Raw genomic sequence first — 26709 nt, forward strand, 5'->3', positions numbered from 1 at the left:
AGAATGCATCATTGCTTTCCAGTAGTCACTTACTATTGTATAGCAGTTGCGATAGAACTTCGTTATAATGGACATGATGTCATCATGAGAGGAGAATTTAGTCATGACAACAACGAAAAAGCTTGGCAACGTCAAGCTGTCTATATTAGATCTTGCGCCGATTGTTGAAGGCTCGACGGCCTCGGATGCTTTGCGCAACAGTCTCGACCTGGCCCAGCATGCGGAAAAATGGGGCTATACCCGCTATTGGGTAGCCGAGCATCATAGCATGCCGGGAATCGCGAGTTCGGCTACTTCATTAGTAATCGGACATATTGCTGGCGGTACATCGACCATTCGCGTCGGCTCCGGCGGCATCATGCTGCCGAACCATGCGCCTCTTGTTATCGCGGAGCAATTCGGTACGCTTGAATCGCTGTATCCCGGCCGAATTGATCTTGGTCTTGGCCGAGCTCCGGGCAGCGACCGCCAGACGATGATGGCGCTGCGCCGCGATTTGTACGGCGGAGAGAATTTCCCGGCGATGCTGGAAGAGCTTCGCGGCTTCTTCCGCGGACCGGAATCGGAGAAAGCGGTACGCGCGGTGCCGGGCGAAGGCCTGGATGTGCCGATCTGGCTGCTTGGCTCCAGCGATTTCAGCGCGAGGCTGGCAGGTGAGCTGGGCTTGCCGTTTGGCTTCGCGAGCCATTTCTCGCCGGACTTTACGCTGCCGGCGCTTGATATTTACCGCAGCAGCTTCAAGCCGTCGGCTTATCTGGATAAGCCGTATGCGATGGTTGGCGTAAACGCCATCGCAGCCGATACGGACGAGCACGCGGAATGGCTTGGCACAACGCTGGAACAGCAGTTCCTCAATCTGATCCGAGGCGGCGTGCCAAGAAAAATTCAGCCGCCGGCCGATCTCGAAGGCTTCGCGAATCCGTATGAGCTGACGGCCGTGCGCAATCAGCTTCGCACGGCGATCAAAGGCAGCCCGCAGACGGTTGAAGCAAAGCTGAACGCGTTTATCGAGCAGACAGACGCGGATGAAGTAATTATTAACTGCGCGATTTACGATCACCAGGAGCGGCTGAAGTCCTACGAGCTGATCGCTCAGCTTGGATTAAGCGGCAGCAAGGGATAAGCGGTGGAGCAGCCTTCGGGTCTGCTCTTTTTTTTGTTTGAAGAGATTGCTTAACGATACGCGGTATCGTTAAGGCGAGCTAAAAGGGCTGGGATGGTGAGCTTGACGATGTGCTACATCGTTAAGGAGCGGAAAGTGTGAAGGGGGCGGAAATGTGGCGGTGGCGATGGATAGCAAATTGCAGCATCCCCTAACAAAAAAAGCCGTAGCAGGTCAGCTGCTACGGCTTTTCTCTTATCGTTTAACGGAGGTTTGGAATTTCAACTTCCGGATTTGTATCCGCTTCATAGTCAATCCCGTCGGTTTCGAAGCCGAACAGCTGGAAGAATTCGCGGCGGTAGCCTTCAAGATCGGATAGCTCGTAAACATTTTCCGTGGTAATCTCGCTCCACAGCTTGTCTACCGCAGCTTGAACGTCTTCGCGCATTTCCCAGTCATCCATGCGGATGAGGCCTTTTTCGTCAACCGGCGTAGGGCCGTCTACATATAGGCGGGTAGCGAACATGCGGTACATTTGCTCGATGCAGCCCTCGTGAATGCCTTTTTCCTTCATTACTTTGAAGAGCGCCGAGATGTATAGAGGCACGACCGGAATGGCGGAGCTGGACTGCGTAACCAGTGCTTTGGCAACCGCTACATAAGCGCGTCCGCCAGTGGAGGACAATTGCTCGGTAAGGTTGTGAGCCGTAGCTTCCAGATCGTTCTTCGCGCGGCCAATGGTGCCGTCACGGTAAACCGCATGCGTAATTTCCGGACCGATGTACGAATAAGCAATCGTGGTAGCGCCTTCAGCCAGCACGCCTGCTGCTTGGAGGTCGTCGATCCACATTTGCCAGTCTTCGCCGCCCATTACGGTAATCGTCTGGCTGATTTCTTCTTCCGTAGCCGGTTCAATCGTAGCTTCGGATACAACGCCGTTATGGAAATTAACGGTTTTGTTCGAATAGGATTGACCAATCGGCTTGATCACGGAATTGAACACTTCGCCTGTCTTCGGATGAACTCGACGAGGCGCGGCAACGCTGTAGACGACCAGATCAACCGAGCCAAGCTCCGTGCGGATCAGATCGATCGTTCTTGCTTTGGTATCGTCGGAGAATGCGTCGCCGGTGATGCTGTATGATTTCAGGCCGGATTCTGCGGCAGCCTTCTCGAAAGCAGCAGAGTTGTACCAGCCTGGCTTCGCCGTACGGTTGCCTTCCGCGCCTTTGCTCGTAAATACGCCAACGGTATTTGCGCCAGCGCCAAACGCCGCAACGATACGGGAAGCAAGACCGTAACCCGTAGATGCACCGATAACAAGCACATTACGCGGGCCTTTCAATTTCGGTTGGGATTGTACGTATTCCACTTGGCGGTTAACTTGCTCTGCGCATCCAACCGGATGGGCCGTTGTGCAGATAAAGCCGCGGGATTTCGGTTTAATGATCATATGGTAAATTCCTTTCTTCATTAAAATCATAATTATAGGTTCAGTCCAATAAGACAAGCCATTTCTCATTTTACCGATTTTTAGCTCTAAAGGGAAGTTCACGCACAAAGGAAATCACAAAAACAGGGCTAAGCCCGTTGAAACAGCGAACGCTGCAGGCTTAGCCCTTGTCGTGGAAGTATAATGCGGCTTTTCTAGTAGCGGCCGGCGATTTGCTGCTCCGCCATCTGGATCAGGCGTTTGGTAATCGTTCCGCCAATAGAGCCCATATCGCGAGTAGTCATATTGCCGTAGTAGCCGTCAGCGGGAAGCTCTATGCCAAGCTCTTGCGCGATCTCGAACTTTAGTTGTTCAAGCGCTGCGCGTGCATTTGGGACTAACAATGAATTTCGGTTAGGCATTGATTGACAGCCTCCTAATTAAATGGTCGGAATTTGACTAATTCTTAACGTTATTATGCGATGCGAAAAAAGAATTATACGTAAATCTCTCCTTTTTTTACCTTTGTGAAACGGTTTATAAAGGGGCAATGACTGTAATTCGGCCAAGTTGCATAAACTGGATGTATTCCATACTGTAGGAGATGTGATACAGATGAAGGATTTGTTCGGAAGAGCCGTATCGTTTGGACTTGGATTTGCGGTGACAAGCAAGGAGCAAGTAGAGAAGCTGGCGGAGGAATGGGTGCGCAAAGGCGAAATCACCAAAGCCGAATCGTCCGTGTATGTCGATGAGCTGCTCAAGAAAGGCGAAGAAACACGGAATAAAATTGAAGAAATGATTCGCGAACGCGTCCAATCCATCATAGGCGAAAAATACGTAACAAGAGAGCAATACGAGCAGCTGGAGCAGCGGGTGGCGGCGCTGGAGCATAAAGAAACACCTGTGGATTGATCTGAGGCGGATGTATGAGCGTAAGATCAAAATTCCGTCATTTGCAGCGTTATCGGGAGATCGCGATCGCTTTTGTCCGCAATGGCTTCGGATATATCGCCAAGGATCTGGGTCTGCCGGATACGGGACTGGTGCTGCGTGGCGGTGAACGGCAAGGCATTCGCAAGCGCGGGGTCGGAGAACGGCTTCGCATGTTTCTGGAGGAGCTTGGACCAACCTTCGTGAAGCTAGGCCAGATGGCGAGTATACGGCCCGATCTGATTCCTGCCGGGATTATTGCGGAGCTCGAGCAGCTGCAGGATCATGTCCAGCCTTTTTCGTATTTGGAAGCCGTACATATTATTGAAGATGAACTGGGTTCGCCGCTTGAGCAATTATTTGCCGAGTTCAGCGAAGAGCCGCTGGCTTCCGCGTCAATCGGGCAGGTATACCGGGCCAAGCTGGTTGACGGTACGGTGGTAGCAGTCAAAGTACAGCGCCCGTCTATACAAAAGGTCATCGAGACGGATCTCGATATTTTGTCGGAGCTGGCGCGGGTAGCGGAGCATCGTCTCGAATGGGCGCGCAACTACCGGCTTCGCGACATGATCGATGAAATTGCCAGAGCGCTTCGAGCCGAGCTTGATTACGGGCTGGAGGCACGCAATGCGGAACGGTTCGCCGCCCAGAGCAGCAGGTTTGACGGCATCATCATTCCGGCGGTGTATTGGGAGTATACAAGCAAGCTTGTTCTGACGATGGATTATGTGGAAGGCATTAAGCTGTCGGATCGCGAGCGTCTTGAGCAGGAAGGCTATGATCATAAAAAGCTTGCGGAACGGTATTCCAAAGCAATCTTCCACCAGGTGCTGGTGGACGGCTTTTTCCATGGGGATCCGCATCCGGGGAATGTGCTGGCTTTGCCTGACGGGAACCTGGCTTTCCTTGATTTTGGGATGGTCGGAAGGCTTACGCCGGACATGAAGCAGCATTTTGCCACCTTTGTAATCGGCCTGCGCAATCAAAGCACAAGTACGATCATCCGGGCGATTAACGGGATGGGCTTTATCCCCGACGATACGGACAGGAAGGCACTCCGGGCTGACGTGGACGAAATGAGGGACAAATATTACAAGGTTCCCCTAAGCCAAGTAAAGATAGGGGAGTCGGTGAATGAGCTGTTCGCGCTTGCTTTCCGCCATGGGATACGAATTCCGTCAGAGCTTACCTTGCTGGGGAAAACGTTCCTCACGCTGGAAGGCGTAGTGACGGCGCTTGACCCGAACTTCAGCGTATTTGACGTCGCCGAGCCGTTTGGCCGGAAGCTGGTGATCGAGAAGCTGGACCCGCGGCGGCTCGCGCGGAAATGGGTGGATGATATCCCGGATTATCTGGAGCTGCTTTCGGATGTCCCGCTTAGTCTGCGGAGCGTGCTTAATATGATGCGAAGGGGAAGGTTAGGGCTGGATCTTGCCATTCCCGAATTAAATGCCGTGCTTAAAAAGCTGGATCAGATAAGCAACCGGCTAAGCCTCAGCATTGTGCTGCTGTCGTTCAGCATTATTATGGTTGGCCTCATTATAGGTTCGTCGATGGGGCATCAGAGCACATTGCTGTGGGATATACCGGCGATTGAGATCGGATTTGGGATTGCTTCGATTCTATTTGTGTGGTTAATTGTTGCGATCATACGGAGTCGGTAATGGAAAAAGGAATTACGGAAATGTATCTCCTTTCGGCCGCTGTTGCCAGTACTTTACCTTAACAATTTTTCAAGGTGGTAAAGTACATGGCAAAGGCGAACGTTTCACTCCTCCAGGAGATACATTACCTTCATTCCTCTTCCATTTTTATAGGGGAACAGGAAAAGGAGCAGGGGGATTCCTGCTCCTTTTCTTTTGAGAAAAGATTATAATCTTCTGCGGTTGAAGTATTTGATGAACAGACACGACAGGAGCAAGACAAGGATTGCGATGCCGGCTGTAATGGCTTCGCGGGAGTTATCCTGCTTGGGCTGATTGCCCATGCCCATGCCGGGGAAGCCGCCGCCCATACCGCCGCCTTGGAATCCACCCGGTGGCTGGCCCATGCCGCCGCCCTGGAACCCGTCCGGCGGCCCGCCCATGCCGCCGTCCGGGAATCCCATGCCATCGCCGCCTTGAAAACCGTCCGGAGGCTGTGCCATATCGCCGCCTTGTGCTGCGCCTTGCTGCTGGCCGCCGTTGCCTTTGCCAGTGTTGCCTTGGCCTTGCTGCGCATCAGCGCCATTCGCGCCTTGCGCGGCAGCCGGAACCGCGCCTTGCTTGGTGTCCGCAGCGCCATTGGCGCCCTGCTGAGCCGCGGCACCTTGCTGAACCGCATTGCCGCCCGCAGCACCCTGCTGCCCGCCTGCGTCAGCGGCATTTTGCTGACGGTTGCCGCCGCGCATGCCACCGCCACCGCCGCCAAAACCGCCACCGCTTCCGGAGCCGTCGCCGGAAGAGGCGATCGTGCCGTCAAGCTGCTGCGAAATATTGCTGATCATGCTTGCATTGGTAGAGACCAGCGATTTGACGCCCGCCTCATACTGCTCGTACGTATAGAACGAGGAAGGATCCGCTTTTACATATGATGCAATCATCGTGTTGAGCTCATTTACTCTTGCCTGGAATTGCGAATCCGACAAGTAACCGTCAACGATCTTTTGAAGCATCTCATGGTACTTCTCTTTGTATTCATCCACGGCAAGCAGCTTCGCGATTAGCGGCCGATCAGCCACCGCGCTTTGCGTAGGCTCATCGATTAGAAGACTGCTTGAACCTCCGCCGCCGCCCATCATCCCCATGCCGCCAAAGGCCATATTATAATCCCATGGCAAAATCGAGAAGACGCCTTTATCCTCATACAGATAATAGTTTTGCTTGTTGCTGCCCAGGTAGCTGTCCATATTATTGGTAGCTACGTTTAGGGAGATATAGCCAAGTGCATCATCGACATTGATATATTTCTCCAGATCGGTGCCGCTGTTCAGCTCTTTGAGCATATCGATCAGAATGTCGTTATTGGATGATTTGGATTTTTGCGCAAGACCCGGGTAAGAATCAAGCTTGTCGTCAATCCAGAGCAGATCGCTGCCCGTACCCATAATGCCTTTATACAAAGCGCCGTAAGAGTTGCCGAAATTGCGGTTCAGGTATTCGTCCCCGACTTGTTCAACCGCCAGGTAGAAGCCCCATAGCTTGTTATTGACATAGACGTTAACGAACGAAAACTTCGGAGTCGGCAGGCCCATCTGTTCCGCCAGCTCGTAGGTCAGAAATTCGCGCATATAAGAAACATCGCTGTAATTGTTGTTCAGGTTGATTTTGCTGATGCCGCCAAGCGTCTGGTTCACGTATTCGTCAAAAGAGATCTTGAAGCTGTACCTGTCGGAATCGTCCATCTGCACAACGCTGCGCAGGCTTAGATTACCCTTGGCGCGGATGCCAACGTTATCGAAATGTTCTCCGTTATAATCGACGGACGCCGCGTGATATTCCTCGGCGCTGGCATTATCGATGATGTCCTGAAACTGATCTTCATCGATCGTAATGTTTACGTCGACGACTTTGTCCTTCGGAAATACGGTTTCGTCTACAAACTGCTCCTCCTTGGAGATGGCTTGGTTCTCAGTACTTTCTCCCTCATTGGTAGCTGCCGGCTTGGTGCCGCATCCTGTTAACCCGATGATCAGAATGATGGAGAAGAGCGTCAGTATAAACTTCGCTTTCATCTTAAACACCATCCTGTCTTTTACGATACGTAATCTCCGTTATAGCTGATCAGAACGGCATTGCGAACGCCGGCAATCTGCGACAGCTCGTTTACGAAACGGCCTTCCTGATCGTTCAGACGGACTTCCAACGTAACTTCGATATGGCCTGCGGATACGTTTTTTTGCTTCACGTTATAGCGTTTAACCATCTTGCCGACTTGTTGTTGAACGGCTTTTTCGCTCTCGTCATTCGCGCATTGAACAACCAGAAGGTACGGATTTTCCACCTTGCCGCCTTTTACGAACAGGAAGAGGACAAGCCCGATAATAACAGAGCCAACAACGGCAAGAGTGAAGAAGCCTGCGCCGGTTACGATACCCGCAGCTGCTGCCCAGAACAGGAAGATCAGGTCGGTCGGGTCTTTAATTGGCGTACGGAAACGAACGATCGAGAGCGCGCCGACCATACCGAGTGACAGGACGAGGTTCGAGTTGACCGCCAGAATAACGACGGAAGTAATAATAGTCATCCCGATCAGGGAGACGTTAAAGCTCTTGGAGTATAACACCCCGCTGAAAATTCTTTTGTAAAGCGTGTAAATAAACAGACCGATTAAGAAAGAGATAGCGAGCGTAATCAGCATTTTCGAAATGTCGATGCTTGAATTGAAGTTGTCGAGGACCGAGCTTTTGAAAAGGTCGGAAAACGTATTGGTCGTATCGGTTGCGTTTGTTGTTGTATCCATTGGTTTAATAATCCTCCCACGAGTTATATTTCAGAAATTTACGGCAGATCACGTACTTGGACGCCGATTGCCGGTTCAGGCCTTCAAGCTGCAGCGCAGTCTGAATGTAGCCCGGAATGTACTCATCGAATTTCACTTCCAGGATGATGAGATCTTCATCAATCGCTTTGACGGGCGCCAGCTCGGGATCAAAAATATCCACCGCATGCAGCCCGGTCCGCAGATCCTTGTCGAACGTAATCCGTACGTTGCCGTTGTGGCAGACATAAGGCTCGCGCACATAATCCACGATTACCTTCGGGCGCAGCAGATTGTCGTGCATTTCATTGTAGATCTCCATAAAAAGCGGCTTGTCCGGTACGTTCAGAACCTCGTAATCGCCAGCCATAATGCGGTTGTACATGTCTCTGGTAAGCGGCTCCTTCAACTTGGCGATGTAGTCCATCCGTTTAAGCTTTTTCTCGAAATGAATGACTTTGTCTTGGCCGTTGTAGATGCGAATCCGGTATTTCTTCCTGTCCCGGAAGCCGCCCAGCTTGTCGTTTAAGGCATTATTGATAATATCGTCGAAATACAAGCTTCGGATATGGTATTCACCGGTTGAACCAGCATGCTCATCGGGCTGCATCAGATTCCTTAACCGCTGGCGAATCGTGAAATATTGCAGATGGTTGATGAAAAATTTCAGCTCATTCCTGAATTTGATCTTGCTCATTATTACACCTCATTTCACTGTCACGTTTACCTTCGTTTACATTCTCTTAACAAAACTAATTGTATAGGCTGAGTCTGATGCTAATCTTAACGCTGGCTGAAAGAATGCTGAATGTCTTCATGCGCATGGCAAAAAGGCTATCCGCCATTTGGTATGACGGATAGCCTTTTCTCATCAATGAAGCGGCAGCCTGATCTGGAACGTGCTGCCTGTGCCTACTATACTGTCTACGTGAATAGTGCCGTGATGCTTCGCGACAAGGGACTGGGTAATGGCAAGGCCAAGGCCCGTACCGCCGCTTTTGCGCGTTCGCGAGGATTCGCTCCGATAGAATCGTTCGAAGAGATGGGGCAGATGCTCTGCCGCTATACCGGAGCCATTGTCGGATACGGTGATTATCGCTTCAGATGCTTCCGTGTATAGCTTAAGGGTCAAGCTGCCGGCATCGGGATCGGTATGCTGAACGGCATTCAGGAACAGATTCAGCACCGCTTGTTTAAGCTGATCGGGATGCCCGGACACCTGTATGCCCGGATTGGTTTGTAGGCTGACCTTGCGGGTGCCGCCTAGTAGACGAAGCTGGGGCTCCATTTCTTGCAGAAGCTTGTCCAGCCGGATCTCGATCCGTTCGGGCGAAGGAGCCTGATCAAGCTTGGCGAGCAGGAGCAAATCCTCAACCAGCTTGTTGATCCGTCTGGACTCCAGCTGCATGCTGGTTAAAGCGGAGCGGAGCTGATCCGGATTGGAAGCGGCCCCGCGCAGCAAGACTTCGATAAAGCCATGAATAGACGTAAGCGGCGTTCGCAATTCATGCGATGCGTCGGCGATAAACCGTCTCATTCGTTCCGTTGTCTGCCTTTCGGCTTCAAAGGAAAGGTCCAGACGCTCCAGCATCCCGTTAAAGGCTACGGCAAGCTGGTCGATTTCCTGCTGCCCTTGATTCACGGGCAGTCTATCGTTCAGATTAGCGGCATCCGTCTGGCTGACCTTTTGCACGACGCTCGACAACGGCCGAAGCGTGCGACGCAGCAGGGGAATATAGAGCCATAAGCCGGCAGCCAGCGCAAGCACGGACAATCCGATAAAGATCGCAAGCTGAGTCATCAGTATTTGCTTCAGAGAAGCGGTATCCGTTCCGGCCTGGATGATGCCGTCGGGATGTCCGGGAGGCCCCGTGACATGAAAGACGACCAGCTGCTGCGTACCTTTTTTGTCCGTCAAGATTCGGTAAGAGCCATGCTGATTAGGCTGTTTAAGCAGCTCTTTATATTGCCCGGCCGATAATTGAGGCGCGTTAAGCTCGTCATCCCGCGACAGATCGGTAAATTCGCCTTCAAGATTAATGGAGGCTAGGGACAAGCCCGGCTGATAATAAAATGGTGCCGGTATCGGCAGCTGCAAAGGCGGCGAGCTGCCGGGTTGACTGCCGGAGCCGATCCCGCCGCCGAAGGGCTTGCCGCCAAACCAGTCATGAGGAAGCGAGATTAATTGGGCTTCCAGCGCTTCGGCTTTATTTTTATATTGAAAATCCTTCATCAAGACATATTGCAAAATACCGATCATAAGCAGCAGAGCCGCCATGACAAACAGGGAGCGCTGAAGAAGCTGAAATCGGAGGGAGCGGGGGGATAAGACCGATCGTCTCATGACAGATCCATCCTGTAACCGACACCCCGCAGCGTACGGATAAGCCTGTGCTCCTTATCGCCAAGCTTGTCCCGCAGGGAGCGGATATACACCTCGACGATATTTTCTTCCCCGCCAAACCGGTAACCCCATACGCTGTCCAATATTTGCGCTTTGCTGAGCACAATGCCGTTGTTCAGCACGATGTATTTCAACAGCTCATATTCGGTGGGAGAGAGCTCCAGGATCTGATCCTGGTAGATCAGCTCCTTTTTCACGTCGTTAACGCGGAACGGACCGTAGGCCGCCTCGCCAAGCAGGCTTGGGAACTGGTTGCGGAGCCGGGCTTTAATCCGGGCGAGCAGCTCTTCGAAGCTGAAGGGCTTCACGACATAATCATCCGCGCCAAGCGTTAAGCCCTTCACCCGGTCTTCGATCTCATCCTTCGCGGTAAGCATAATAACCGCAACGTTCGCTCCGGTGTCTTTGACTGCTTGGCAAACTTCAAACCCGTTCATCTCCGGCATCATTACGTCGAGAATAAGGACATGGGGCTGAAACGCCTTTGCCAGCTGCATGGCCGCTGCTCCGTCCTGGGCGGTACGGATGTCAAACCCTTCGTTCAGAAGACCCAGCTCAAGAAACTGTATAATATGCGGCTCATCGTCAGCCAGCAATAATCGGATTCCGTTCATAAATGCGTTGCTCCTCGTTCCTATCTATAACTTCATGGTCTACTTATTATCGTCGTTTTTAGCATGAATTTCATTAACCGCAAATAAAAAAGCTGCCGACCCCATAAGGGAAGGCAGCTTGCGTGTTAGATGGACAGCTTCTGGCCGGGCTCGAGGAGCTGGCCTTTTAAGCCTTTTCCTTCCAAAGCCTGAACGAAGGCTTCCGCATCCTGGCGGATAATCGGGAAGGAATTGTAGTGAACCGGGATTGTCACCTTGGCGCCGAACCATTCGGCCGCTTGAAGGGCATCTTCGGGGCCCATCGTGAAATGGTCGCCAATCGGGATGAGGGCAACGTCAATGTTATGACGGTCACCGATCATTTTCATATCGCCATACAGAGCCGTATCGCCAGCATGGAGGATCGTCTTGCCGTCCACCGTAATAATGTAGCCGCCCGGCATGCCGCCATAAATAATGCGCTGCTCTTCCGCGATGGTAATGCCGGAGCTGTGGAAGGCTTGAATCATTTTCGCTTTGGCAAAGCCAAGATCAACGGTCCCGCCGATGTTCATGCCAATCGTCTCAAGGCCTTTCCAGGACATGTAGGTAGCAAGCTCGACGTTCGCAACAACCGGAGCATTGTTCGCGCGGGCGATAGGCTCCGCATCCAGGATATGATCCATATGGGCATGCGTCAGAAGGACCGAGTTGACTTTGATGTCTTCCGGCTTCGTTACAGCCAGTTCATTCCCTCTCAGGAAAGGATCGATTACAAGCGAGTTATCGCCGGAAGTAATTTGGACACAGGAATGCCCGTGAAAAATAATATCAGTCATTGTAGCAGCTCCTTAACGATTGTTTTGTTGGACAAGTCTCGTGGTAAGTTTAATGCGTACGCTCGACGGATCGGTGACAAAGGCGGCTCCGTCCTGCTGTTCAACGGAAACGCCTGCAGCAAGAAGCCGTTCAAGGACCGACGACAGTTCGCCGGAATCCGGATATACGATCGTAAAATAGTCCAGACCGGTTGATCGAGGGGAGGGAGCGGGAGCTCCGATGCCAGCCCATACATTAAGTCCGATATGGTGGTGGTAGCCTCCGGCCGATACGAATAATGCCCGCATCTGGGTATAATCGCCGACAATATCGAAGCCTAGCAGACCGTTGTAGAACGCTCTCGATTCCGGGATGCCCACCGTATGAAGGTGAACATGGCCCATGATGGTTTCAGGCGGCAGACCTTTCGTTATATCTTCTTCGCCGGCTTCGTGCAATAGACCTTCCCAGTCGATTGGATCGGTTGCCATAACGTAATCGCCATTAACGTCGCGCTTCCATTCGGATCTTGGACGGTCGGCATAAATCTCGATTCCGTTATGGTCGGGATCGGATAAGTATAACGCTTCGCTGACCAAGTGATCGGCCTGACCAAGCGGGATGCGGTGAGCGATCAGCCGTTTCAGAACGATGCCAAGCTCCTTGCGGCTGGGAAGCAGCAAGGCATAGTGGTACAGCCCGGTTGTTCCTCTGCGCTCAGGCGCTACGACAGCATCCGGTATTTGCTCAAGCAGAATGAGAGCTGTCTTGCCATCAGCGGTTAATGCGGCAGTCGTGCTTGTCTGCTCCAGAATTCGGAGGCCGATAACCTCGTTGTAGAAGCCGAGAGATTGTGCAAGATTGCTGATCTTGAGCTTTACAGCGCCAAGAACGGTATCTGGATGGATGCTTGTGGACATGAAGTAGCCCTCCTTCGCTTAGTTACTTTTTGTAAATTAATATAAATAATATATTTAGTGTTGTCAAGTTATGGGATTGTGAAAACGTGAGGAAGGGGCGTGAGTAAGGTTCCGGAAATCGCTTATGTACCTGTGTTAGTTTGGAATAAAAATGCGAATACGATACGTGGTCTCGCCCGGAGATGGCAGATAACGAATTAAGAGGAAAAACCGTGCTGCAGTCGGATTTGAGGTACTGGAGGTAGCGGGAGGGCGGTGTAATCGGAAGCTCTGCCAACATGCGGCGCCAAAAATAAAAGCCCGCGCAATGGCGGGCTTTGCTGAATTATTTATTTGATAAGACCGGCATGCACGAGACCGTTGCGGATGCCGCTGTCGCTTACATGCGTCGTAATGTAATTCGCGAATGGCTTCAGCTCTTCATGGGAGTTGCCCATCGCAATGCCAAGGCCAACAACCTCGAGCATTTCTTTATCGTTCAGACCGTCGCCGAATGCAACGGCTTCCTCCGGAGCGATGTTGAGCAGCTTGAGCAATGCTTTAATCCCTTGCGCTTTGGAGCCGTCAACGGTAAGCACGTCCATCGCGGTGTCATGCCAGCGGATAAAGCGAAGTCCCGGATTAGCCTCTCCGTATAGATGCTCTTCGTCGGCGGTGCAATGCAAGAAGATTTGATAGACGTCTTCCTTCTGCCAGAAGTCCGGATCAAAGCCCGGCTGCGCAACGCGCAGCGATGCTACGGAATTAAACACATGCGGGTGAGATTCCGTATTGCGGTAGAACGAATCATGTCCTTCGAACACGAGAGTATGATTGTAAGCGGAAGCATGGCTGACCAGGGTCTCCACGTCTTCGCGCGGAATAGGGCGCCGGTAGATGGCTTCTCCTTTGTATACGACGTACGCGCCATTCAGGCTGACATAAGAATCAATACCAAGCTGCTCGGCAATCGGAGCGAAAAAGTAGGGCGCTCTGCCCGTTGCGATAACGGCAGGTACACCGCTGGCTTGCAGATCGCGAATCGCGTCAATCGTATCCTGCGGGATTTGTTTTTCTTCATCCAATAATGTGCCGTCGATGTCAAAGAAAGCAATTTTGTATGGCATAAGCTTACCTCTCCTATCCCTATTTACGGATTCATCTATTTATTGACGTACTATAACACCGATTTCCGGGATTAGGCAAGCTTTAAAGGCTGGAAGACGACGCAAAACAATGCGAACATTTTGATTGAATCGGTGTAAAGAAGTAGGAGTTAGACGCATTATGCGATATAATCAGATGGGTATCTATAATTGGGAAATAAGGAGAATGCACGCAATGGAAAAAACATTGATCTTCGGGCACAAAAATCCGGATACAGACACAATCTGCTCCGCGATTGCCTATGCCAAGCTGAAATCGAAACTTGGTTTTAACGTTGAAGCCGTACGCCTTGGCGACGTTAACGGCGAAACGCAATATGCTCTGGACTACTTCAAGACAGAAGCTCCGCGTTTTGTTGAAACCGTAGCAGGTGAAGTAAACAACGTTATTCTGGTTGACCATAACGAGCGCCAGCAAAGCGTTTCCGATATTGATCAAGTTCGCGTCGTTGAAGTTATCGACCACCACCGTATCGCTAACTTCGAAACTGCGGCTCCTCTGTACTTCCGTGCCGAGCCAGTAGGCTGCACAGCTACAATTCTGAACAAGCTGTACAAAGAAAACGGCGTTGCAATCGGCAAAGAAGCCGCTGGCCTGATGCTGTCCGCTATTATCTCTGACTCCCTTCTGTTCAAATCGCCTACATGCACGGAGCAAGACGTAGCGGCAGCTCGCGAGCTGGCTGAAATCGCTGGCGTTGACGCTGAAGTTTACGGTCTGGAAATGCTGAAAGCCGGCGCGGATCTCCGCGACAAAACAATCGAGCAGCTTCTGTCGCTTGACGCGAAAGAATTCTCGATGGGCAGCGCAAAAGTAGAAATCGCGCAAGTTAACGCGGTTGACACAAACGACGTCCTGGTTCGCCAAGCGGATCTGGAAGCGGCAATCAACGAAACCATCGCGAAAAAAGGTTTGGATCTGTTCGTATTCGTGGTTACCGACATTCTGAACAGCGATTCCATCGCTCTTACTCTGGGTGCGAAAGCTAACGCTGTTGAGCAAGCTTACAACGTTACTCTGGAAGGCAATAAGGCGCTTCTGAAAGGCGTTGTGTCGCGTAAATCGCAGATCGTCCCTATTCTAACCGAAACTTTGAGCAAGTAATATCAGATCGAAGTTTCTGGTTCTAACCGAAACTTTGAGCAAGTAATATCAGATCGAAGTTTCTGGTTCTAACCGAAACTTTGAGCAAATAATACGCTATATAATAGAAGAAAGAGGATGTCCCAGGTGGACATCCTCTTTCTTTTTGCTGCCGCTAGCGCTGCTTCAGCCTCAGCACCATATCTTCTTCATCCCAATATTGATCCTGCGATTTCATGGCATTCCGCTCAATGCCAAATACCTCAAAACCGCAGCTGGCATAAAGCGCTTTGGCCGCCGCATTCTCCGATATGACGGTTAGATTAATCTGCTCGAGACCATCAAGTTTCGAGGCTTTATTTATCAGCTCCGAAACCAGCCGCTTGCCAGCTCCTTGACCGCGGGCCTCCGGAGCGACATACATTGCGTAGATATTCCCTTTATGAATAATTTTCGGTTTACTTTCTCTCACGAATGTAACCATGCCAACCAGCTTGCCTGCAAGAAAGGCACCTAAAGTGAAACGTCCTTCATCCGGCCTAAGCCCACTTGCGATCTCGGCAAGCGATCTTACGACCTGGATCTCGTAAGTGGTAAGGAATGCTTCGGGACTTTCAAGCAGGGATTGCAGACGAAGCTCATGGTAAGCTTCAACGTCGGCTTCGGTCAAAATTCTGATTTCCACAGTGTCACCTCCATTACGGATTGAAATTCCATAAGGGAGGGTGGCTTTCCTTCACCCTGTAAATAAAAAAATGGCTGAGCCAGATGGCTCAACCATTGTGTATTCTAGATCTAGTTAACGACACGGCGCGCAGTTACGTATTTGCCGGACCAGTAAGAGCTGGACATGTCGGATACGGTAACGCCTTGGCTTGTGGAGCTGTGAAGGATTTTTTTCGAACCGGCATATATCGCCACGTGGCTGATGCTGATGCCGTTCGTGCGGAAGAACACAAGATCACCCGTGCTCAGCTCCGTCTTTGGAACTTTCTTGCCGACCGTAGCTTGCTCTGCTGCCGTGCGCGGTAGGTTAACATCCAGGCCTGCAAACATGAACTTCGTAAAGGACGAGCAGTCAAAAGCATATGTAATTCCAACTGGGGCACCGTATTTGTAAGGTACGCCTAAGTAATTTTTTCCTTCGCTGATCAAGGCCAGCGTTTTTTCCGTTGCGGCATTTGCGTGATTTGTTGTAGTAGCAAGAGTGAAGGCTGATGCGGCAATCGTTGCGACCAGGCTAAATGTCATTATTTTTTTAAGGGATTTAAATGTGTTTTTCATGGTAGTATGGTTTCCTTTCGTTTGGAAGTTCATTCGAATATAGATTCCATCTTTCGCTGAAATTACTATAACATATCCGAAACAACACAAAATTTTACAATTAGAGCGAAAGATCAATGAATTGTAAAGAAAGACACCTTTATGAGAATTAAATGAGAATCTCTTTAGAAACGCTCTCATAAAAGTCTCATCAAAAAAGTCTCATGTTATTGACGCTTGAAGCACGGTGAAATATAATTAGGTAGCCTATTATTAATAGTACTAAAATAATTAGCGGCTTACATATTTAAAGAATGAGGTGATCAAATGGCCGGCGGTGGAGAAGAGGCCGCAGCACGAAGACTAATTGAAGTATTTATGCTGTTCAACAAGATGAACTGGAACCATCAGCCGATGGATCTGAAGCAGAAGCATAGCGAGCTGCGGCTGCTAGTTGTAATCAAGCGAATGGGCAACGGGGAAGATGAAGGGGTCAAAGTATCCGATTTAAGTAAGTTTCTGAAAGTGACTTCACCTACGGTTACGCAGCTGCTTAACCGGCTTGAAGAGATGGGGCTTATTGTCCGCAAAGAGGATCCGAGAGATAGAAGAGCGGTCCTCGTATCCCTGACCGAAGAAGGTGAACTGACCGCCAAGAAGGCGCTGCATGGTTTTATGCAGCGGATGAACGGTCTTGTTGATTTTTTGGGGGACGACGATACGGAGCATTTAATTCGTCTGCTCAGGAAGACAACGACTTATTTCGAACAAATGAATCTGAACGATTCAAATGGAGATGATGTTAATAAATGTTGAAATTATTCCGCTATTTAAAGCCGTTTCGGCTTTTTGTCATTGGTGTCTTGGTCTTTGTCTTTTTGCAGACGTTATCGGACCTGTATCTGCCAACCTTGATGGCGGATATCGTAGATAAAGGCGTATCTGTAGGCGACAAGTCTTATATTTGGAAAATCGGCGGCTTCATGCTGCTTGTTGCGGCAGCCGGCGGGATTTGCTCCGTATTGGCCAGCTATTTCTCCTCGAAATCCGCAATGGGATTTGGACGGGATGTCCGCAGCAAAGTATTCAAGCATGTCGAGAACTTCTCGCTGCAGGAGTTCGATAAGATTGGTACAGCTTCGCTGATTACCCGGACAACAAACGATATTACGCAGGTACAGCAAGTGCTCATTATGATTTTGCGGATGATGATTACCGCGCCAATGATGTGTATCGGCGGTATTATTATGGCTATCTCGAAGGATGCCAAGCTGTCGCTTGTATTTGTAGTCGTTATTCCGGTACTGGCAGGCGCTATCTTCCTGGTGGTGCGTAAAGGGATTCCGCTGTTCAAAGCGATGCAAGTGAAGATTGATAAATTGAACCTTGTACTGCGCGAAGGCCTTACGGGTATCCGTGTCATTCGTTCGTTTGACCGGATCAGCCACGAGAGTAAGAAATTCGATGCGGCCAATGCCGACCTGACCGATACGGCGGTGCGCGTAAACAAAATTATGGCGGTACTTATGCCGCTGATGATGCTGATCATGAACATTTCGACGATCGTCATTATTGCGATTGGCGGTATCCGCATTGATCATGGAAATATGCAAATCGGTTCCCTGATGGCTTTTATTCAATACGGCATGCAAATTATGTTCTCGCTTCTGATGATGTCGATGATGCTGATCATGATTCCTCGCGCGCAAGCATCGTCTGTCCGTATTAATGAAGTGCTCGAAATGGTGCCAACGCTGTCCGACAAAGAAGTAACGAAGAAAAACAGCGGCAAGGAAGGCTATTTGGAATTCCGCGGAGTGACATTCAGCTATCCTGGCGCGGAACAGCCTGCTTTGTCGGATATTTCGTTCCAGGCAGGCCCTGGCGAAATTACCGCCATTATTGGCGGTACCGGTGCGGGTAAATCCACGCTGGTCAGCTTGATTCCGCGTTTCTATGATGTGGATGCGGGTCAGATTATGATTGACGGCATGGACGTCAGAGATATGTCCCAGGAAGATCTCCGTCATAAGATCGGCTTTGTTCCGCAAAAGGCGGTTCTCTTTACCGGAACGGTGGCGGAAAATATCCGTTACGGCCAGGAGGATGCATCGGATGAAGAAGTTGCTCATGCAGCGGCAATAGCGCAAGCTTCCGAGTTTATCGGCCGGATGGAGCAGGGCTACGACTCTATGATTGCGCAAGGCGGCAATAACGTATCCGGGGGTCAGAAGCAGCGCTTGTCTATCGCTAGGGCATTGGTGAGAAGGCCGGAAATTTACGTGTTCGACGACAGCTTCTCGGCGCTGGACTTCAAGACGGATGCCAAGCTTCGCGCGGCACTGAAGTCTGAGGTAGGCAACTCGACGGTTATGCTTGTCGCGCAGCGTGTAAGCACGGTTATGGATGCGGACCGGATTATCGTTCTTGATGAAGGACGTATTGCTGGGATCGGCAATCATAAGGAGCTTATGCAAACTTGCGAAGTTTACAAGGAAATTGTATCTTCGCAGCTGTCAGAGGAGGAGATTGCATGAGCCAGCAAAAAGGTAACGGCCGCCCGGGCGGACCTGGCAGAGGCCCGGGCATGGGTGGTCCCGGCGGATTCGGGATGCCGGTGCAAAAGGCGAAAAACTTTAAAGGAACGCTGTTTCGGTTAATGGCTTATCTGAAGCCGCATCAAACCAAGCTTCTGCTGGTGCTGCTTACCGCAATTCTGAGTACGGTATTCAGTATCGTAAGCCCGAAAATTATGGGTCACGCGATGACCAAGCTGGCCGAAGGCTTTTTTGGGAAACAAAATGGCGGGACGGGAATCGATTTTGACGCGATTAATCAGATTCTGCTTATTCTCGTCGTTCTCTATATCATCAGCTCGGTGTTCAGCTATATTCAGCAATATTTGATGGCGGGCGTAGCCCAGAATACCGTATACGATCTACGTAAGCAGGTGAACGCGAAGTTCAACCGGCTGCCGCTCAAGTATTTCGACTCCAAATCCAATGGCGAAATATTGAGCCGGGTCGTTAACGACGTGGACAATATCGCCAATACGTTGCAGCAAAGCTTAACTCAGCTGATTACATCCGTAATTACGCTGGTTGGTATTATCATTATGATGCTCACCATCAGCCCGTTGATGACCTTGATTGTCTTTCTGACAATCCCGCTCAGCTTGGCGGCGACTGCCGTTATCGCTAAGCGTTCGCAGAAATATTTCGTGAAGCAGCAATCGGAGCTTGGCAAATTAAACGGACACGTGGAAGAGATGTATACCGGGCACAAGATCGTTAAAGCTTTTGGCCGCGAACGCGAATCCATGGAAAAGTTCGAGAAGATGAATGAGCAATTGTACGATGCCGGCTGGCGCGCCCAATTCATCTCCGGCATTATTATGCCGATCATGAGCTTTATCGGAAATATCGGTTACGTATTCGTCAGCATCGTTGGCGGTATCCTTGTTACGAGACGTGCGATTGAAGTCGGAGATATCCTGGCTTTCATCCAGTACACTAGACAGTTCACTTGGCCAATCACGCAGCTGGCGAATATCTCGAACGTTATTCAATCGACAATCGCTTCAGCTGAACGCGTATTCGAGCTTCTGGACGAGGAAGAAGAAGTGCCGGAAGCAAATCCGGGGAAAACGATCACCCGTCCAAGCGGTTCCGTGCATTTTGATCATGTGAAATTTGGTTATACAGCGGATAAAACGTTGATCGATAACATGAACATCAATGTGCTGCCGGGTCAAACCGTAGCGATCGTAGGTCCAACAGGTGCCGGTAAAACCACTCTCGTAAACTTGCTTATGCGGTTCTACGAGCTGAATGACGGGAAAATTACGATTGACGGCGTCAGCATTACGGATCTACAACGCAGCAATTTGCGCGGCATGTTCGGAATGGTGCTTCAGGATACCTGGCTCTTTAACGGAACAATTCGCGATAATATCGCGTATGGACGGGAAGGAGCGACGGAGGAGGATGTCGTCAACGCAGCTAGAGCGGCGCATGCCGATCACTTTATCCGGACGCTGCCGGACGGTTACGACACGATTCTGAACGAAGAAGCGTCCAATATCTCGCAAGGGCAAAAGCAGCTGCTCACTATTGCCCGGGCAATTCTGGCTGATCCGTCCATTCTGATACTTGATGAAGCAACTTCCAGCGTCGATACCCGTACGGAGGTCTTCATCCAGAAGGCGATGGGCCATCTGATGGAAGGCCGCACAAGTTTCGTTATCGCGCACCGTCTGTCGACGATCCGCGACGCGGACCTGATTCTCGTCATGAATCAAGGCTCGATTATCGAGCAGGGAACGCATGAGGAGCTTCTGGAGCAAGGTGGCTTCTATGCGGATTTGTATAATAGCCAGTTTACGGGGAAGGCGATTGAGGCTGTTTAGTTTTAAAGGCAAGGCAAGGGATTACGGGTTTGTATCTCTTCCGGCCGCTGTTGCCATCGTAAAATTCCGAATAAACTCGTTTTCAACGAGATTTCACGATTGGCAAAGGCGAACGTTTCACTCCTCCAGAGATACAAACCCTCCATCCCCCTCCGACTTTAAAACACACAAACCTCGAATTAGCCTCCCTGAATGGCTATTTGTGGGGGAGGGCGAAAGAGAAAGCGCGTTAGCTGCGCTTTCTCTTTTTGTTTGTCATAAAGGTAGTGATGCGCAACAAATGTTATCGCATGACGTCTTAATAGTTAATTCCAAAGATAGGAAAATGAAATGCGGGGGTACATCATGTGAGAAAAATCTTTATTTTTATTGTTGTTGTTTTTTTAATGGGAGGCACGTATCTGTATCTTCGTATTGGACCATTGTCGCCACAGCATGCATTGAAAAAACAATTGGAACACATTATTCAAGAACATGATCAAGTGTCTATTCAAGCTCTCTCATTAGACAAACCAACAATGGAATATTTACTTGAGTTGCCGACTGACACAGTAGTTGAATCTGCAACGGATTTTCAAGGAGGTTCAAAACAAGTGGGTTATTTGGTTAGCAGGGTGGGGGCCAAGCCGCTTCATGTATATATGACAGTAGCTACCAACTCTATATACCATAAACTTTTTCCTAAATGGACTTTATTAAAAATAACAATCGCACCAAATGGAACGCTACCTTCCATTCGTGAGCTTCAAAAGACTGCAGAATCGGAAAGAAATCAAGTCGGGATGGAGGAACTACAAGCGGAAAAAGGCGACTACCTGGTTGGAAAAACAATCGACAGCAACATAGCTGAAATTTATGTCGTGCATCATATTTCGGGGAAAGAAGCTAGGACAAAGTCGCTTTCCGACTTTTTGGCGAATGAGGATAAGGATGATGTGATGATCTACCATGTAAAAGATATTCAGCTTTATAATGACCTTGCAATTGGTGAGAGGGTAATAGTAAAAACATCGGGTTATATCATGCAGTCGCAGCCGCCACAAGCGGTGGCCGAAGAGATAATTAGATGGAAAGAAGGAGCGTAGGCATGTCTAGAACTATAAATTCGGAAATAAGGAATAGGAGCATGGATGATGAAAGTCGTAAACGCAACGAAAGAAGACATAAAGCAGTGGTTAGCATTAGCTGCTGAGGTGGAAGAGCTGTTTGGACCTATGATTGATGATCCCTTGTTTGTTCAGACGCTAGAACGGAATATCCGCGAGGGCAGGGCTTTTTGCATACGGGAGAATGACGGTCTGCCCGGGGAGCAGCTGCTTGGAGGAGTTCTCATCTCCACGAAAAATGCTCCTTCCTATAAGATCGGCTGGCTGGCGGTATCTGAACAAGCAAGAAAAAAAGGGGCGGCCTCCGCGCTTATGAAGCATGTCCTTGAACTTCTTCAATCCCCGGCGGAGGTGTCGGTGGTTACGTTTGGCGTAGATGTGGAGGGCGGACTTCCGGCAAGAAGGCTGTACGAAAAGTTTGGGTTTATGCCTCAAGAGGAGCCTGTTCCGAATGGACCGGAAGGCGGCAGCAGGCAGCTGTTCAGGCTGATTATGAACTAAACAATTGGGAGGGATAACATGCGGTTTAAAGCCGTACTCTTTGATCTGGACGGAACGTTGCTCGACCGCGATGCCTCGTTGGCTTTATTTATCGATGATCAATATGAACGTTATCCGGCGTTTCAGAAGGTGCCGAATGATGTTTTTACAAGACGGTTCATCGAGCTTGATCAGCACGGCTATGTATGGAAGGATAAGGTATATGAGCAGCTGTTGGCTGAATTTGAAATTGACGGTTTACGCTGGGAAGAGCTGCTGGAGGATTATTTGATATCGTTTCAAAAACATTGTGTCGGGTTCCCTCATCTCAATCAGATGCTGTCCTCTTTAAAAAGCTGCGGAACCAAAATCGCTCTAATTTCAAACGGCTACGGCCAGTTTCAATTCGATAATTTCAAAGCATTAAATATCGCTCCTTTTTTCGACGAGGTTCTTATATCGGAATGGGAAGGGCTTCGAAAGCCGGATCCGGCTATTTTTCAACGGGCGCTCTACAAACTGGGCGTGAAGGCGGAGGACGCTCTTTTTGTTGGCGACCACCCGGACAGCGATATAAGAGGAAGCCGCGCGGTTGGAATGAAAGCCGTCTGGAAGTTTAATTCTAATTTTTCTCCCGATGTAGAGGCGGATGGTATTGTTCATGAATTGGATGAACTACTCAAATTTATATTTTAATGCAGGTTAAAGCGAACAAATTAGCTTTAAATTCTTTTGCGTATCTGTCACATATCACATCCCTTGCCCGTCATACAGGTAAAATTTGCGAAGGGATGATGAATGATGCAAAAGGTTGACGTTGTTGTGGTTGGTGGAGGAATTGCGGGTTTAACCGCTGCTATTTACGCAGCCAAAGCCGGGAAACAAACGGTAGTCATTGAAAAACAGAGCCGCTTAGGCGGCCGAGCCGTTTCCAACAAGAAAAAGGGTGCTTACTTTAATCTGGGCGCGCATTCCTTATATCAGGGGGATGCGTATGCGACTCTCAGGGAACTGGGATTGACCTTGCAAGGAAAGCGGCCTTCATCGTTCGCTTATGGCGTTTGGAAAGGGAAATTGAGCACCTTGCCTTCGGATATGAAATCCTTGTTTACGACCCCGCTATTGTCTTGGAAAGGAAAGATGGAGTTTGCTTCCTGTCTTATGAAAGTTAAAAAAGCGGATACTCGTCAATTTGACCGAATCAGTATCCGCGAATGGGTAGAAGGGAATATGCGAGATCCTATGGTGCGCAATATCTTTTATTCGCTCTTTCGTGCCGCCAGTTATGTCGTCGGGCCGGATTTGCCAGCTGCCGGTCCTGTATTGAAGCAGCTGCAGAATGCCCTTAAAGGCGCATTGTACCTGGATCGCGGCTGGGGCGAATTGATCGAGGAATTGCGGACAAAGGCATCCGACCTGGGAGTACGGTTTTTAACCAATACCAAAGTCTCGGCCATCGATACCCATGGCGGGATCGTGCGGCAGGTTCTCTGCGCAGACGGAACGAAAATCGATACGCAGCATGTTATTCTTGCCACAGCGCCTTCCATAGCCAATGAGTTGGTACCCTGTGCGGAAGAAACAGCCCTTCACACCTGGAAAGAACAAGCGATTGAGGTCACCGCGGCTTGCCTGGATGTGGCCTTGAAGCGGCTTCCCGAGCCTAAACAACAATTTGCTTACGGGATTGATCAGACGGTGCTTCTTAGCAATTATTCGCGTGCGGCTTATCTTAGCGACGATGGAGCGCAGGTCATATCCCTCATTAAGTACCAAGGGAAAGAACCGGATCCGGATAAAGATTTGCAAGAGCTGGAAGGCGTGCTGGATTTGATGCAGCCGGGATGGCGGGAGCAATTGGTTGTGAAGCAATACCTTCCAAAAATGACGGTTTGTCACGACTTTTTGCATATGAAACGTCTTGAGAATCCCGGACCCGCTGTCCCGGAAATACAAGGATTATATGTAGCGGGAGAATGGGCCTCGCACGGTGAAGTATTGGCCGATGCTGCGACGGCAAGCGCCAAAAGAGCCATACAACACATGCTCTTCCTTGAGGGTAAGGAGAGGAATGCCTTTTATGAGCATAGGGGAGTTATATAAACGTTATAAAACGGAGCTGTTTTCGTTAGCCTATCGGATGCTCGGCAGCGTTATGGATGCGGAAGATATCGTACAAGATGCTTTTTTGAGTTATAACGGGCTGTCTGATGCAGGGACCATCCGGAACGAAAGGGCATTCCTATACAAAATCGTCACGAATCGTTGTCTTGATCTTTTGCGCTCGTCGGCGAAAAAACGGGAAATGTACGTTGGTCCATGGCTTCCGGAGCCCCTAATTGATAAAGGGGCTTCGGACAACGACCCATCTAATAAGTATTTGCGGTCCGAGTCGATTTCCACGGCTTATCTTCTGCTTCTGCAGCAACTGAGCGCAACGGAAAGGGCGGTTTTTCTACTTCGGGAGATTTTTCATTATTCGTTTGAAGAGATTGCCGATATTGTCGGGAAAAGCAGTACGAATTGCAGGCAAATTTTTCACCGAGCTAAAAAAAGCATTCATTTCGATCCGGATCAACAACCGTCGGTTTCCGTTGCGGAGGAGAAGATTAAAGAGTTTGTGAATTCACTCTTGCAAGGAAATACGACGAAGCTTCTTGAATTGGTTAGCGAAAATGTGGTGTTCTACTCGGACGGCGGAGGCAAAGTAAGAGCGGCGCAAGTGCCTGTTGTTGGCTTTGAGCAAGTGCTGAAGCTGCATCAATATTCGATCAACCTGCATAAGGGTAAGATGACGTATTCGTTCCTCCTGGTGAATGGGCTTCCCGGAATCCGGCTTCGTACGGATGAAGGGATTCAATATGTTTATTCTTTTGCTTATCGGAATGATAAGATCGAAGCGATTTATGCTGTCGCCAATCCGGAAAAGTTATGGCATATATAGTGAATTTTTGTTGCGTTGACCCTTATCTCAGATTTTTTGGGGGATAGGGTCTTTTTTTCTTTCATTTTGACACCAATCGTAAGATCGTCTACCTGCCTCTCCTAGCAGACCTTATTTTTGTATCCCTAAATAGAGCGTTTTATCGGTTTGGCTGGAGAAGCAAACACGATAAAGTAAGGATTAAAGAAAGCACTTACATTTTTCGTGAAGCGCTTTCTCTACTAAGAGAGGGGTAGTCGAAACATGAGAGCAAAGAAGAAAGCCGGAATGATGCTGACCGCAGGGATGGCGCTTGCGCTAGCCGTAACGGGATGTTCATCGTCCAACGGCGGCGGTAACACGGATAACAAAACGAATTCCGGGAACGCAGGCGGCAAGAGCGGCAGTCCGGTAGAAATTACGTTCTGGAATATGTTCGGCGGCGGCGAAGGGGATTTCGTCGATCAGATTATTAAAGGATTTAACGATTCGCAGCAAGAGGTGATCGTGAAGCAGCTGCGTCTGGAATCGAACGAATATTACGCGAAGTTAGGCACGGCGCTTTCTTCCTCTAAGGGTCCGGATGTAGCCGTAGCCCACGTCGACCGGATTTCACCTTTTGTGAAAGCAAAGCAAATTGTGCCTGTTGACGAGCTTGCAAGCAAAGTCGGGTTTGATCTTGGACAGATCAGCGAATCGAATATGACAAGCGTCACTTATGACGGCAAGCCGTACGCGGTACCGCTCGACACTCACTTCCACATGCTCTACTACAATAAGGACATTCTCAAAAAAGCGAATCTCTTAAATGAGGATGAAACGCCTAAGCTTGATAATGTGAGTCCGGAAGGTTACTTGAATACGTTAGCTCAAATTAAAACAGCCGTTCCGGATGTGCAGGCGATGGCCGTTAACACACCTTATTTCCAAGAGCCGTTCCTGAATATGTACTATGAAGCCGGTGGCGATATCCTCTCGCCGGATTTGAAGAAAGCGGCTATTAACAATGACAAAGCACTAAGCGTACTGAAATTCTATGATGAAATTTATACCAAGCAGTATGCGGACATTAACGACAAGAATCCTTGGGATACGTTTAGCAACGGCAAAGCCGCATTCTGGTTTGGCGGGGTATGGGAAGCAGGGGGGCTGCTTGGAGATGCTTCGAAACATATCGGCGCAATGCCATTGCCTGCGATTTTCGGAAGCCAGACGCATTGGGGCAGCTCGCATACGCTTGTTATTCCGTCGTATGTCTCTGCGGAAAAACAAGAAGCTGCTGCCAAGTTTATGAAATACTTCTCCGAAGTGGGCGGCCAGACTTGGGGGAATGCCGGTCATGTGCCTGCGAACAGCAAGGTAACGGCTAGCGAAGAGTACAATAAGCTGCCTTATCGTCAGTTCTTTATCGAAGCGCAGAAGACCGTTAAATTCGCGCCGCAAACGGATAATTATACGACGATCATTACGACGATTGCCGAATCGCTGCAGAACATCATTTTCCATAACGAATCGGCTGAAGACGGCTTGAAGGATTTGGAAAAGCAGATTAACGAGATTTTGGCTAACTAATACAGCTCTTGAAGGGAAGGCTGGGCAGGTATAGCGGTACTGCCCGGCCGTCTCTAGATAAATGAAT

General features: G+C 49.7%; 25 protein-coding genes. 13 read left to right on the plus strand and 12 right to left on the minus strand.

Translation table 11 applies throughout. The annotated features are described in order from the left end of the window. The first annotated feature begins 103 nt into the window (after window positions 1-103). Window positions 104-1123 (plus strand): LLM class flavin-dependent oxidoreductase, encoded by a 1020-nt coding sequence (locus WFJ73_RS02435; RefSeq protein WP_336771540.1) that lies wholly within the window; start codon window positions 104-106, stop codon window positions 1121-1123. Window positions 1124-1364: 241 nt separating this feature from the next. Here WFJ73_RS02435 and fabV read toward each other — a convergent pair whose 3' ends face one another. Next, a complete protein-coding gene (gene fabV, locus WFJ73_RS02440) occupies window positions 1365-2555 on the minus strand; it encodes an enoyl-ACP reductase FabV (protein ID WP_336771542.1) in 1191 nt (396 codons plus the stop codon). A gap of 194 nt (window positions 2556-2749) precedes the next feature. Further along, on the minus strand, window positions 2750-2956 hold the full coding sequence (locus tag WFJ73_RS02445) for an alpha/beta-type small acid-soluble spore protein (protein WP_336771544.1): 207 nt from the start codon (window positions 2954-2956) through the stop codon (window positions 2750-2752). Window positions 2957-3149: 193 nt separating this feature from the next. On the opposite strand from WFJ73_RS02445, the gene WFJ73_RS02450 reads away from it, so the two are divergent. Together WFJ73_RS02450 and WFJ73_RS02455 are read left to right on the plus strand one after the other, a co-directional pair. Continuing rightward, entirely contained in the window at window positions 3150-3449 is a 300-nt protein-coding gene (locus WFJ73_RS02450) for a phasin family protein (protein ID WP_127496966.1), read from the plus strand. A 14-nt stretch (window positions 3450-3463) separates the two neighbouring features. Beyond that, a complete protein-coding gene (locus WFJ73_RS02455; protein WP_336771547.1) occupies window positions 3464-5131 on the plus strand; it encodes an ABC1 kinase family protein in 1668 nt (555 codons plus the stop codon). Window positions 5132-5337: 206 nt separating this feature from the next. Here WFJ73_RS02455 and WFJ73_RS02460 read toward each other — a convergent pair whose 3' ends face one another. The 8 genes from WFJ73_RS02460 to WFJ73_RS02495 form a co-directional block, all read right to left on the minus strand. After that, window positions 5338-7179 carry a CotH kinase family protein gene (locus WFJ73_RS02460; protein ID WP_336771548.1) on the minus strand — a complete coding sequence of 614 codons (1842 nt, stop codon included), beginning with the start codon at window positions 7177-7179 and terminating at the stop codon, window positions 5338-5340. Window positions 7180-7199: 20 nt separating this feature from the next. Continuing rightward, a complete protein-coding gene (locus WFJ73_RS02465; protein WP_336771549.1) occupies window positions 7200-7907 on the minus strand; it encodes a DUF4956 domain-containing protein in 708 nt (235 codons plus the stop codon). Between the two features lie 4 nt (window positions 7908-7911). Continuing rightward, entirely contained in the window at window positions 7912-8622 is a 711-nt protein-coding gene (locus tag WFJ73_RS02470; RefSeq protein ID WP_442955916.1) for a polyphosphate polymerase domain-containing protein, read from the minus strand. Between the two features lie 174 nt (window positions 8623-8796). After that, the gene (locus tag WFJ73_RS02475; protein WP_336771550.1) at window positions 8797-10269 is read right to left on the minus strand and encodes a sensor histidine kinase; all 1473 of its coding nucleotides are present in this window, start codon (window positions 10267-10269) and stop codon (window positions 8797-8799) included. Continuing rightward, complete coding sequence (locus tag WFJ73_RS02480) at window positions 10266-10943, minus strand: response regulator transcription factor (protein WP_336771551.1); 678 nt, start codon at window positions 10941-10943, stop codon at window positions 10266-10268. Before WFJ73_RS02480 ends, WFJ73_RS02475 begins: the two co-directional genes overlap by 4 nt. Before the next feature lie 125 nt (window positions 10944-11068). After that, window positions 11069-11761 carry a metal-dependent hydrolase gene (locus tag WFJ73_RS02485; protein ID WP_336771552.1) on the minus strand — a complete coding sequence of 231 codons (693 nt, stop codon included), beginning with the start codon at window positions 11759-11761 and terminating at the stop codon, window positions 11069-11071. A gap of 12 nt (window positions 11762-11773) precedes the next feature. Then, a complete protein-coding gene (locus tag WFJ73_RS02490) occupies window positions 11774-12661 on the minus strand; it encodes a VOC family protein (protein ID WP_336771553.1) in 888 nt (295 codons plus the stop codon). A 329-nt stretch (window positions 12662-12990) separates the two neighbouring features. Then, a complete protein-coding gene (locus WFJ73_RS02495; protein WP_336771554.1) occupies window positions 12991-13767 on the minus strand; it encodes a Cof-type HAD-IIB family hydrolase in 777 nt (258 codons plus the stop codon). 214 nt (window positions 13768-13981) lie between these two features. Here WFJ73_RS02495 and WFJ73_RS02500 point away from each other — a divergent pair, with 214 nt between their 5' ends. Next, window positions 13982-14911, plus strand: a complete 930-nt coding sequence (locus WFJ73_RS02500; protein WP_336771555.1) for a manganese-dependent inorganic pyrophosphatase — start codon at window positions 13982-13984, stop codon at window positions 14909-14911. A 154-nt stretch (window positions 14912-15065) separates the two neighbouring features. Here WFJ73_RS02500 and WFJ73_RS02505 read toward each other — a convergent pair whose 3' ends face one another. Both WFJ73_RS02505 and WFJ73_RS02510 read right to left on the minus strand, forming a co-directional pair. After that, window positions 15066-15575, minus strand: coding sequence for a GNAT family N-acetyltransferase (locus tag WFJ73_RS02505; protein ID WP_336771556.1), 510 nt, complete (start codon window positions 15573-15575; stop codon window positions 15066-15068). Window positions 15576-15685: 110 nt separating this feature from the next. Next, window positions 15686-16174: a C40 family peptidase gene (locus WFJ73_RS02510; RefSeq protein ID WP_244935721.1), complete on the minus strand. Its 489-nt coding sequence runs from the start codon at window positions 16172-16174 to the stop codon at window positions 15686-15688. A gap of 306 nt (window positions 16175-16480) precedes the next feature. Here WFJ73_RS02510 and WFJ73_RS02515 point away from each other — a divergent pair, with 306 nt between their 5' ends. From WFJ73_RS02515 to WFJ73_RS02555, 9 genes are all read left to right on the plus strand, one after another. Then, window positions 16481-16969, plus strand: a complete 489-nt coding sequence (locus WFJ73_RS02515; protein ID WP_336771557.1) for a MarR family winged helix-turn-helix transcriptional regulator — start codon at window positions 16481-16483, stop codon at window positions 16967-16969. Next, the gene (locus tag WFJ73_RS02520) at window positions 16963-18690 is read left to right on the plus strand and encodes an ABC transporter ATP-binding protein (protein WP_336771558.1); all 1728 of its coding nucleotides are present in this window, start codon (window positions 16963-16965) and stop codon (window positions 18688-18690) included. Before WFJ73_RS02515 ends, WFJ73_RS02520 begins: the two co-directional genes overlap by 7 nt. Then, complete coding sequence (locus WFJ73_RS02525; RefSeq protein WP_336771559.1) at window positions 18687-20561, plus strand: ABC transporter ATP-binding protein; 1875 nt, start codon at window positions 18687-18689, stop codon at window positions 20559-20561. The genes WFJ73_RS02520 and WFJ73_RS02525 overlap by 4 nt, the downstream gene beginning before the upstream one ends. A gap of 347 nt (window positions 20562-20908) precedes the next feature. Beyond that, window positions 20909-21646: a DUF3221 domain-containing protein gene (locus tag WFJ73_RS02530; RefSeq protein ID WP_336771560.1), complete on the plus strand. Its 738-nt coding sequence runs from the start codon at window positions 20909-20911 to the stop codon at window positions 21644-21646. 45 nt (window positions 21647-21691) lie between these two features. Continuing rightward, window positions 21692-22168: a GNAT family N-acetyltransferase gene (locus tag WFJ73_RS02535; RefSeq protein ID WP_336771561.1), complete on the plus strand. Its 477-nt coding sequence runs from the start codon at window positions 21692-21694 to the stop codon at window positions 22166-22168. Window positions 22169-22186: 18 nt separating this feature from the next. Continuing rightward, window positions 22187-22843 carry an HAD family hydrolase gene (locus WFJ73_RS02540; RefSeq protein ID WP_336771562.1) on the plus strand — a complete coding sequence of 219 codons (657 nt, stop codon included), beginning with the start codon at window positions 22187-22189 and terminating at the stop codon, window positions 22841-22843. A gap of 102 nt (window positions 22844-22945) precedes the next feature. Continuing rightward, the gene (locus tag WFJ73_RS02545; RefSeq protein ID WP_336771563.1) at window positions 22946-24250 is read left to right on the plus strand and encodes a phytoene desaturase family protein; all 1305 of its coding nucleotides are present in this window, start codon (window positions 22946-22948) and stop codon (window positions 24248-24250) included. Continuing rightward, entirely contained in the window at window positions 24228-25091 is an 864-nt protein-coding gene (gene sigJ, locus WFJ73_RS02550; protein WP_336771564.1) for an RNA polymerase sigma factor SigJ, read from the plus strand. Before WFJ73_RS02545 ends, sigJ begins: the two co-directional genes overlap by 23 nt. 243 nt (window positions 25092-25334) lie before the next feature. Beyond that, window positions 25335-26642: an ABC transporter substrate-binding protein gene (locus tag WFJ73_RS02555; RefSeq protein WP_336771565.1), complete on the plus strand. Its 1308-nt coding sequence runs from the start codon at window positions 25335-25337 to the stop codon at window positions 26640-26642. Window positions 26643-26709: the final 67 nt, after the last annotated feature.

The organism is Paenibacillus sp. MMO-58 (assembly GCF_037146255.1).
In the GTDB taxonomy this organism is placed as follows: domain Bacteria; phylum Bacillota; class Bacilli; order Paenibacillales; family Paenibacillaceae; genus Pristimantibacillus.

Bases quoted from the DNA above. Each gene is read 5' to 3' on its own strand.
- WFJ73_RS02435 (WP_336771540.1), top strand. From the start codon at position 104: ATGACAACAACGAAAAAGCTTGGCAACGTCAAGCTGTCTATATTAGAT.
- fabV (WP_336771542.1), bottom strand. From the start codon at position 2,555: ATGATCATTAAACCGAAATCCCGCGGCTTTATCTGCACAACGGCCCAT.
- WFJ73_RS02445 (WP_336771544.1), bottom strand. From the start codon at position 2,956: ATGCCTAACCGAAATTCATTGTTAGTCCCAAATGCACGCGCAGCGCTT.
- WFJ73_RS02450 (WP_127496966.1), top strand. From the start codon at position 3,150: ATGAAGGATTTGTTCGGAAGAGCCGTATCGTTTGGACTTGGATTTGCG.
- WFJ73_RS02455 (WP_336771547.1), top strand. From the start codon at position 3,464: ATGAGCGTAAGATCAAAATTCCGTCATTTGCAGCGTTATCGGGAGATC.
- WFJ73_RS02460 (WP_336771548.1), bottom strand. From the start codon at position 7,179: ATGAAAGCGAAGTTTATACTGACGCTCTTCTCCATCATTCTGATCATC.
- WFJ73_RS02465 (WP_336771549.1), bottom strand. From the start codon at position 7,907: ATGGATACAACAACAAACGCAACCGATACGACCAATACGTTTTCCGAC.
- WFJ73_RS02470 (WP_442955916.1), bottom strand. From the start codon at position 8,622: ATGAGCAAGATCAAATTCAGGAATGAGCTGAAATTTTTCATCAACCAT.
- WFJ73_RS02475 (WP_336771550.1), bottom strand. From the start codon at position 10,269: ATGAGACGATCGGTCTTATCCCCCCGCTCCCTCCGATTTCAGCTTCTT.
- WFJ73_RS02480 (WP_336771551.1), bottom strand. From the start codon at position 10,943: ATGAACGGAATCCGATTATTGCTGGCTGACGATGAGCCGCATATTATA.
- WFJ73_RS02485 (WP_336771552.1), bottom strand. From the start codon at position 11,761: ATGACTGATATTATTTTTCACGGGCATTCCTGTGTCCAAATTACTTCC.
- WFJ73_RS02490 (WP_336771553.1), bottom strand. From the start codon at position 12,661: ATGTCCACAAGCATCCATCCAGATACCGTTCTTGGCGCTGTAAAGCTC.
- WFJ73_RS02495 (WP_336771554.1), bottom strand. From the start codon at position 13,767: ATGCCATACAAAATTGCTTTCTTTGACATCGACGGCACATTATTGGAT.
- WFJ73_RS02500 (WP_336771555.1), top strand. From the start codon at position 13,982: ATGGAAAAAACATTGATCTTCGGGCACAAAAATCCGGATACAGACACA.
- WFJ73_RS02510 (WP_244935721.1), bottom strand. From the start codon at position 16,174: ATGAAAAACACATTTAAATCCCTTAAAAAAATAATGACATTTAGCCTG.
- WFJ73_RS02515 (WP_336771557.1), top strand. From the start codon at position 16,481: ATGGCCGGCGGTGGAGAAGAGGCCGCAGCACGAAGACTAATTGAAGTA.
- WFJ73_RS02520 (WP_336771558.1), top strand. From the start codon at position 16,963: ATGTTGAAATTATTCCGCTATTTAAAGCCGTTTCGGCTTTTTGTCATT.
- WFJ73_RS02525 (WP_336771559.1), top strand. From the start codon at position 18,687: ATGAGCCAGCAAAAAGGTAACGGCCGCCCGGGCGGACCTGGCAGAGGC.
- WFJ73_RS02535 (WP_336771561.1), top strand. From the start codon at position 21,692: ATGATGAAAGTCGTAAACGCAACGAAAGAAGACATAAAGCAGTGGTTA.
- WFJ73_RS02540 (WP_336771562.1), top strand. From the start codon at position 22,187: ATGCGGTTTAAAGCCGTACTCTTTGATCTGGACGGAACGTTGCTCGAC.
- WFJ73_RS02545 (WP_336771563.1), top strand. From the start codon at position 22,946: ATGATGCAAAAGGTTGACGTTGTTGTGGTTGGTGGAGGAATTGCGGGT.
- sigJ (WP_336771564.1), top strand. From the start codon at position 24,228: ATGAGCATAGGGGAGTTATATAAACGTTATAAAACGGAGCTGTTTTCG.
- WFJ73_RS02555 (WP_336771565.1), top strand. From the start codon at position 25,335: ATGAGAGCAAAGAAGAAAGCCGGAATGATGCTGACCGCAGGGATGGCG.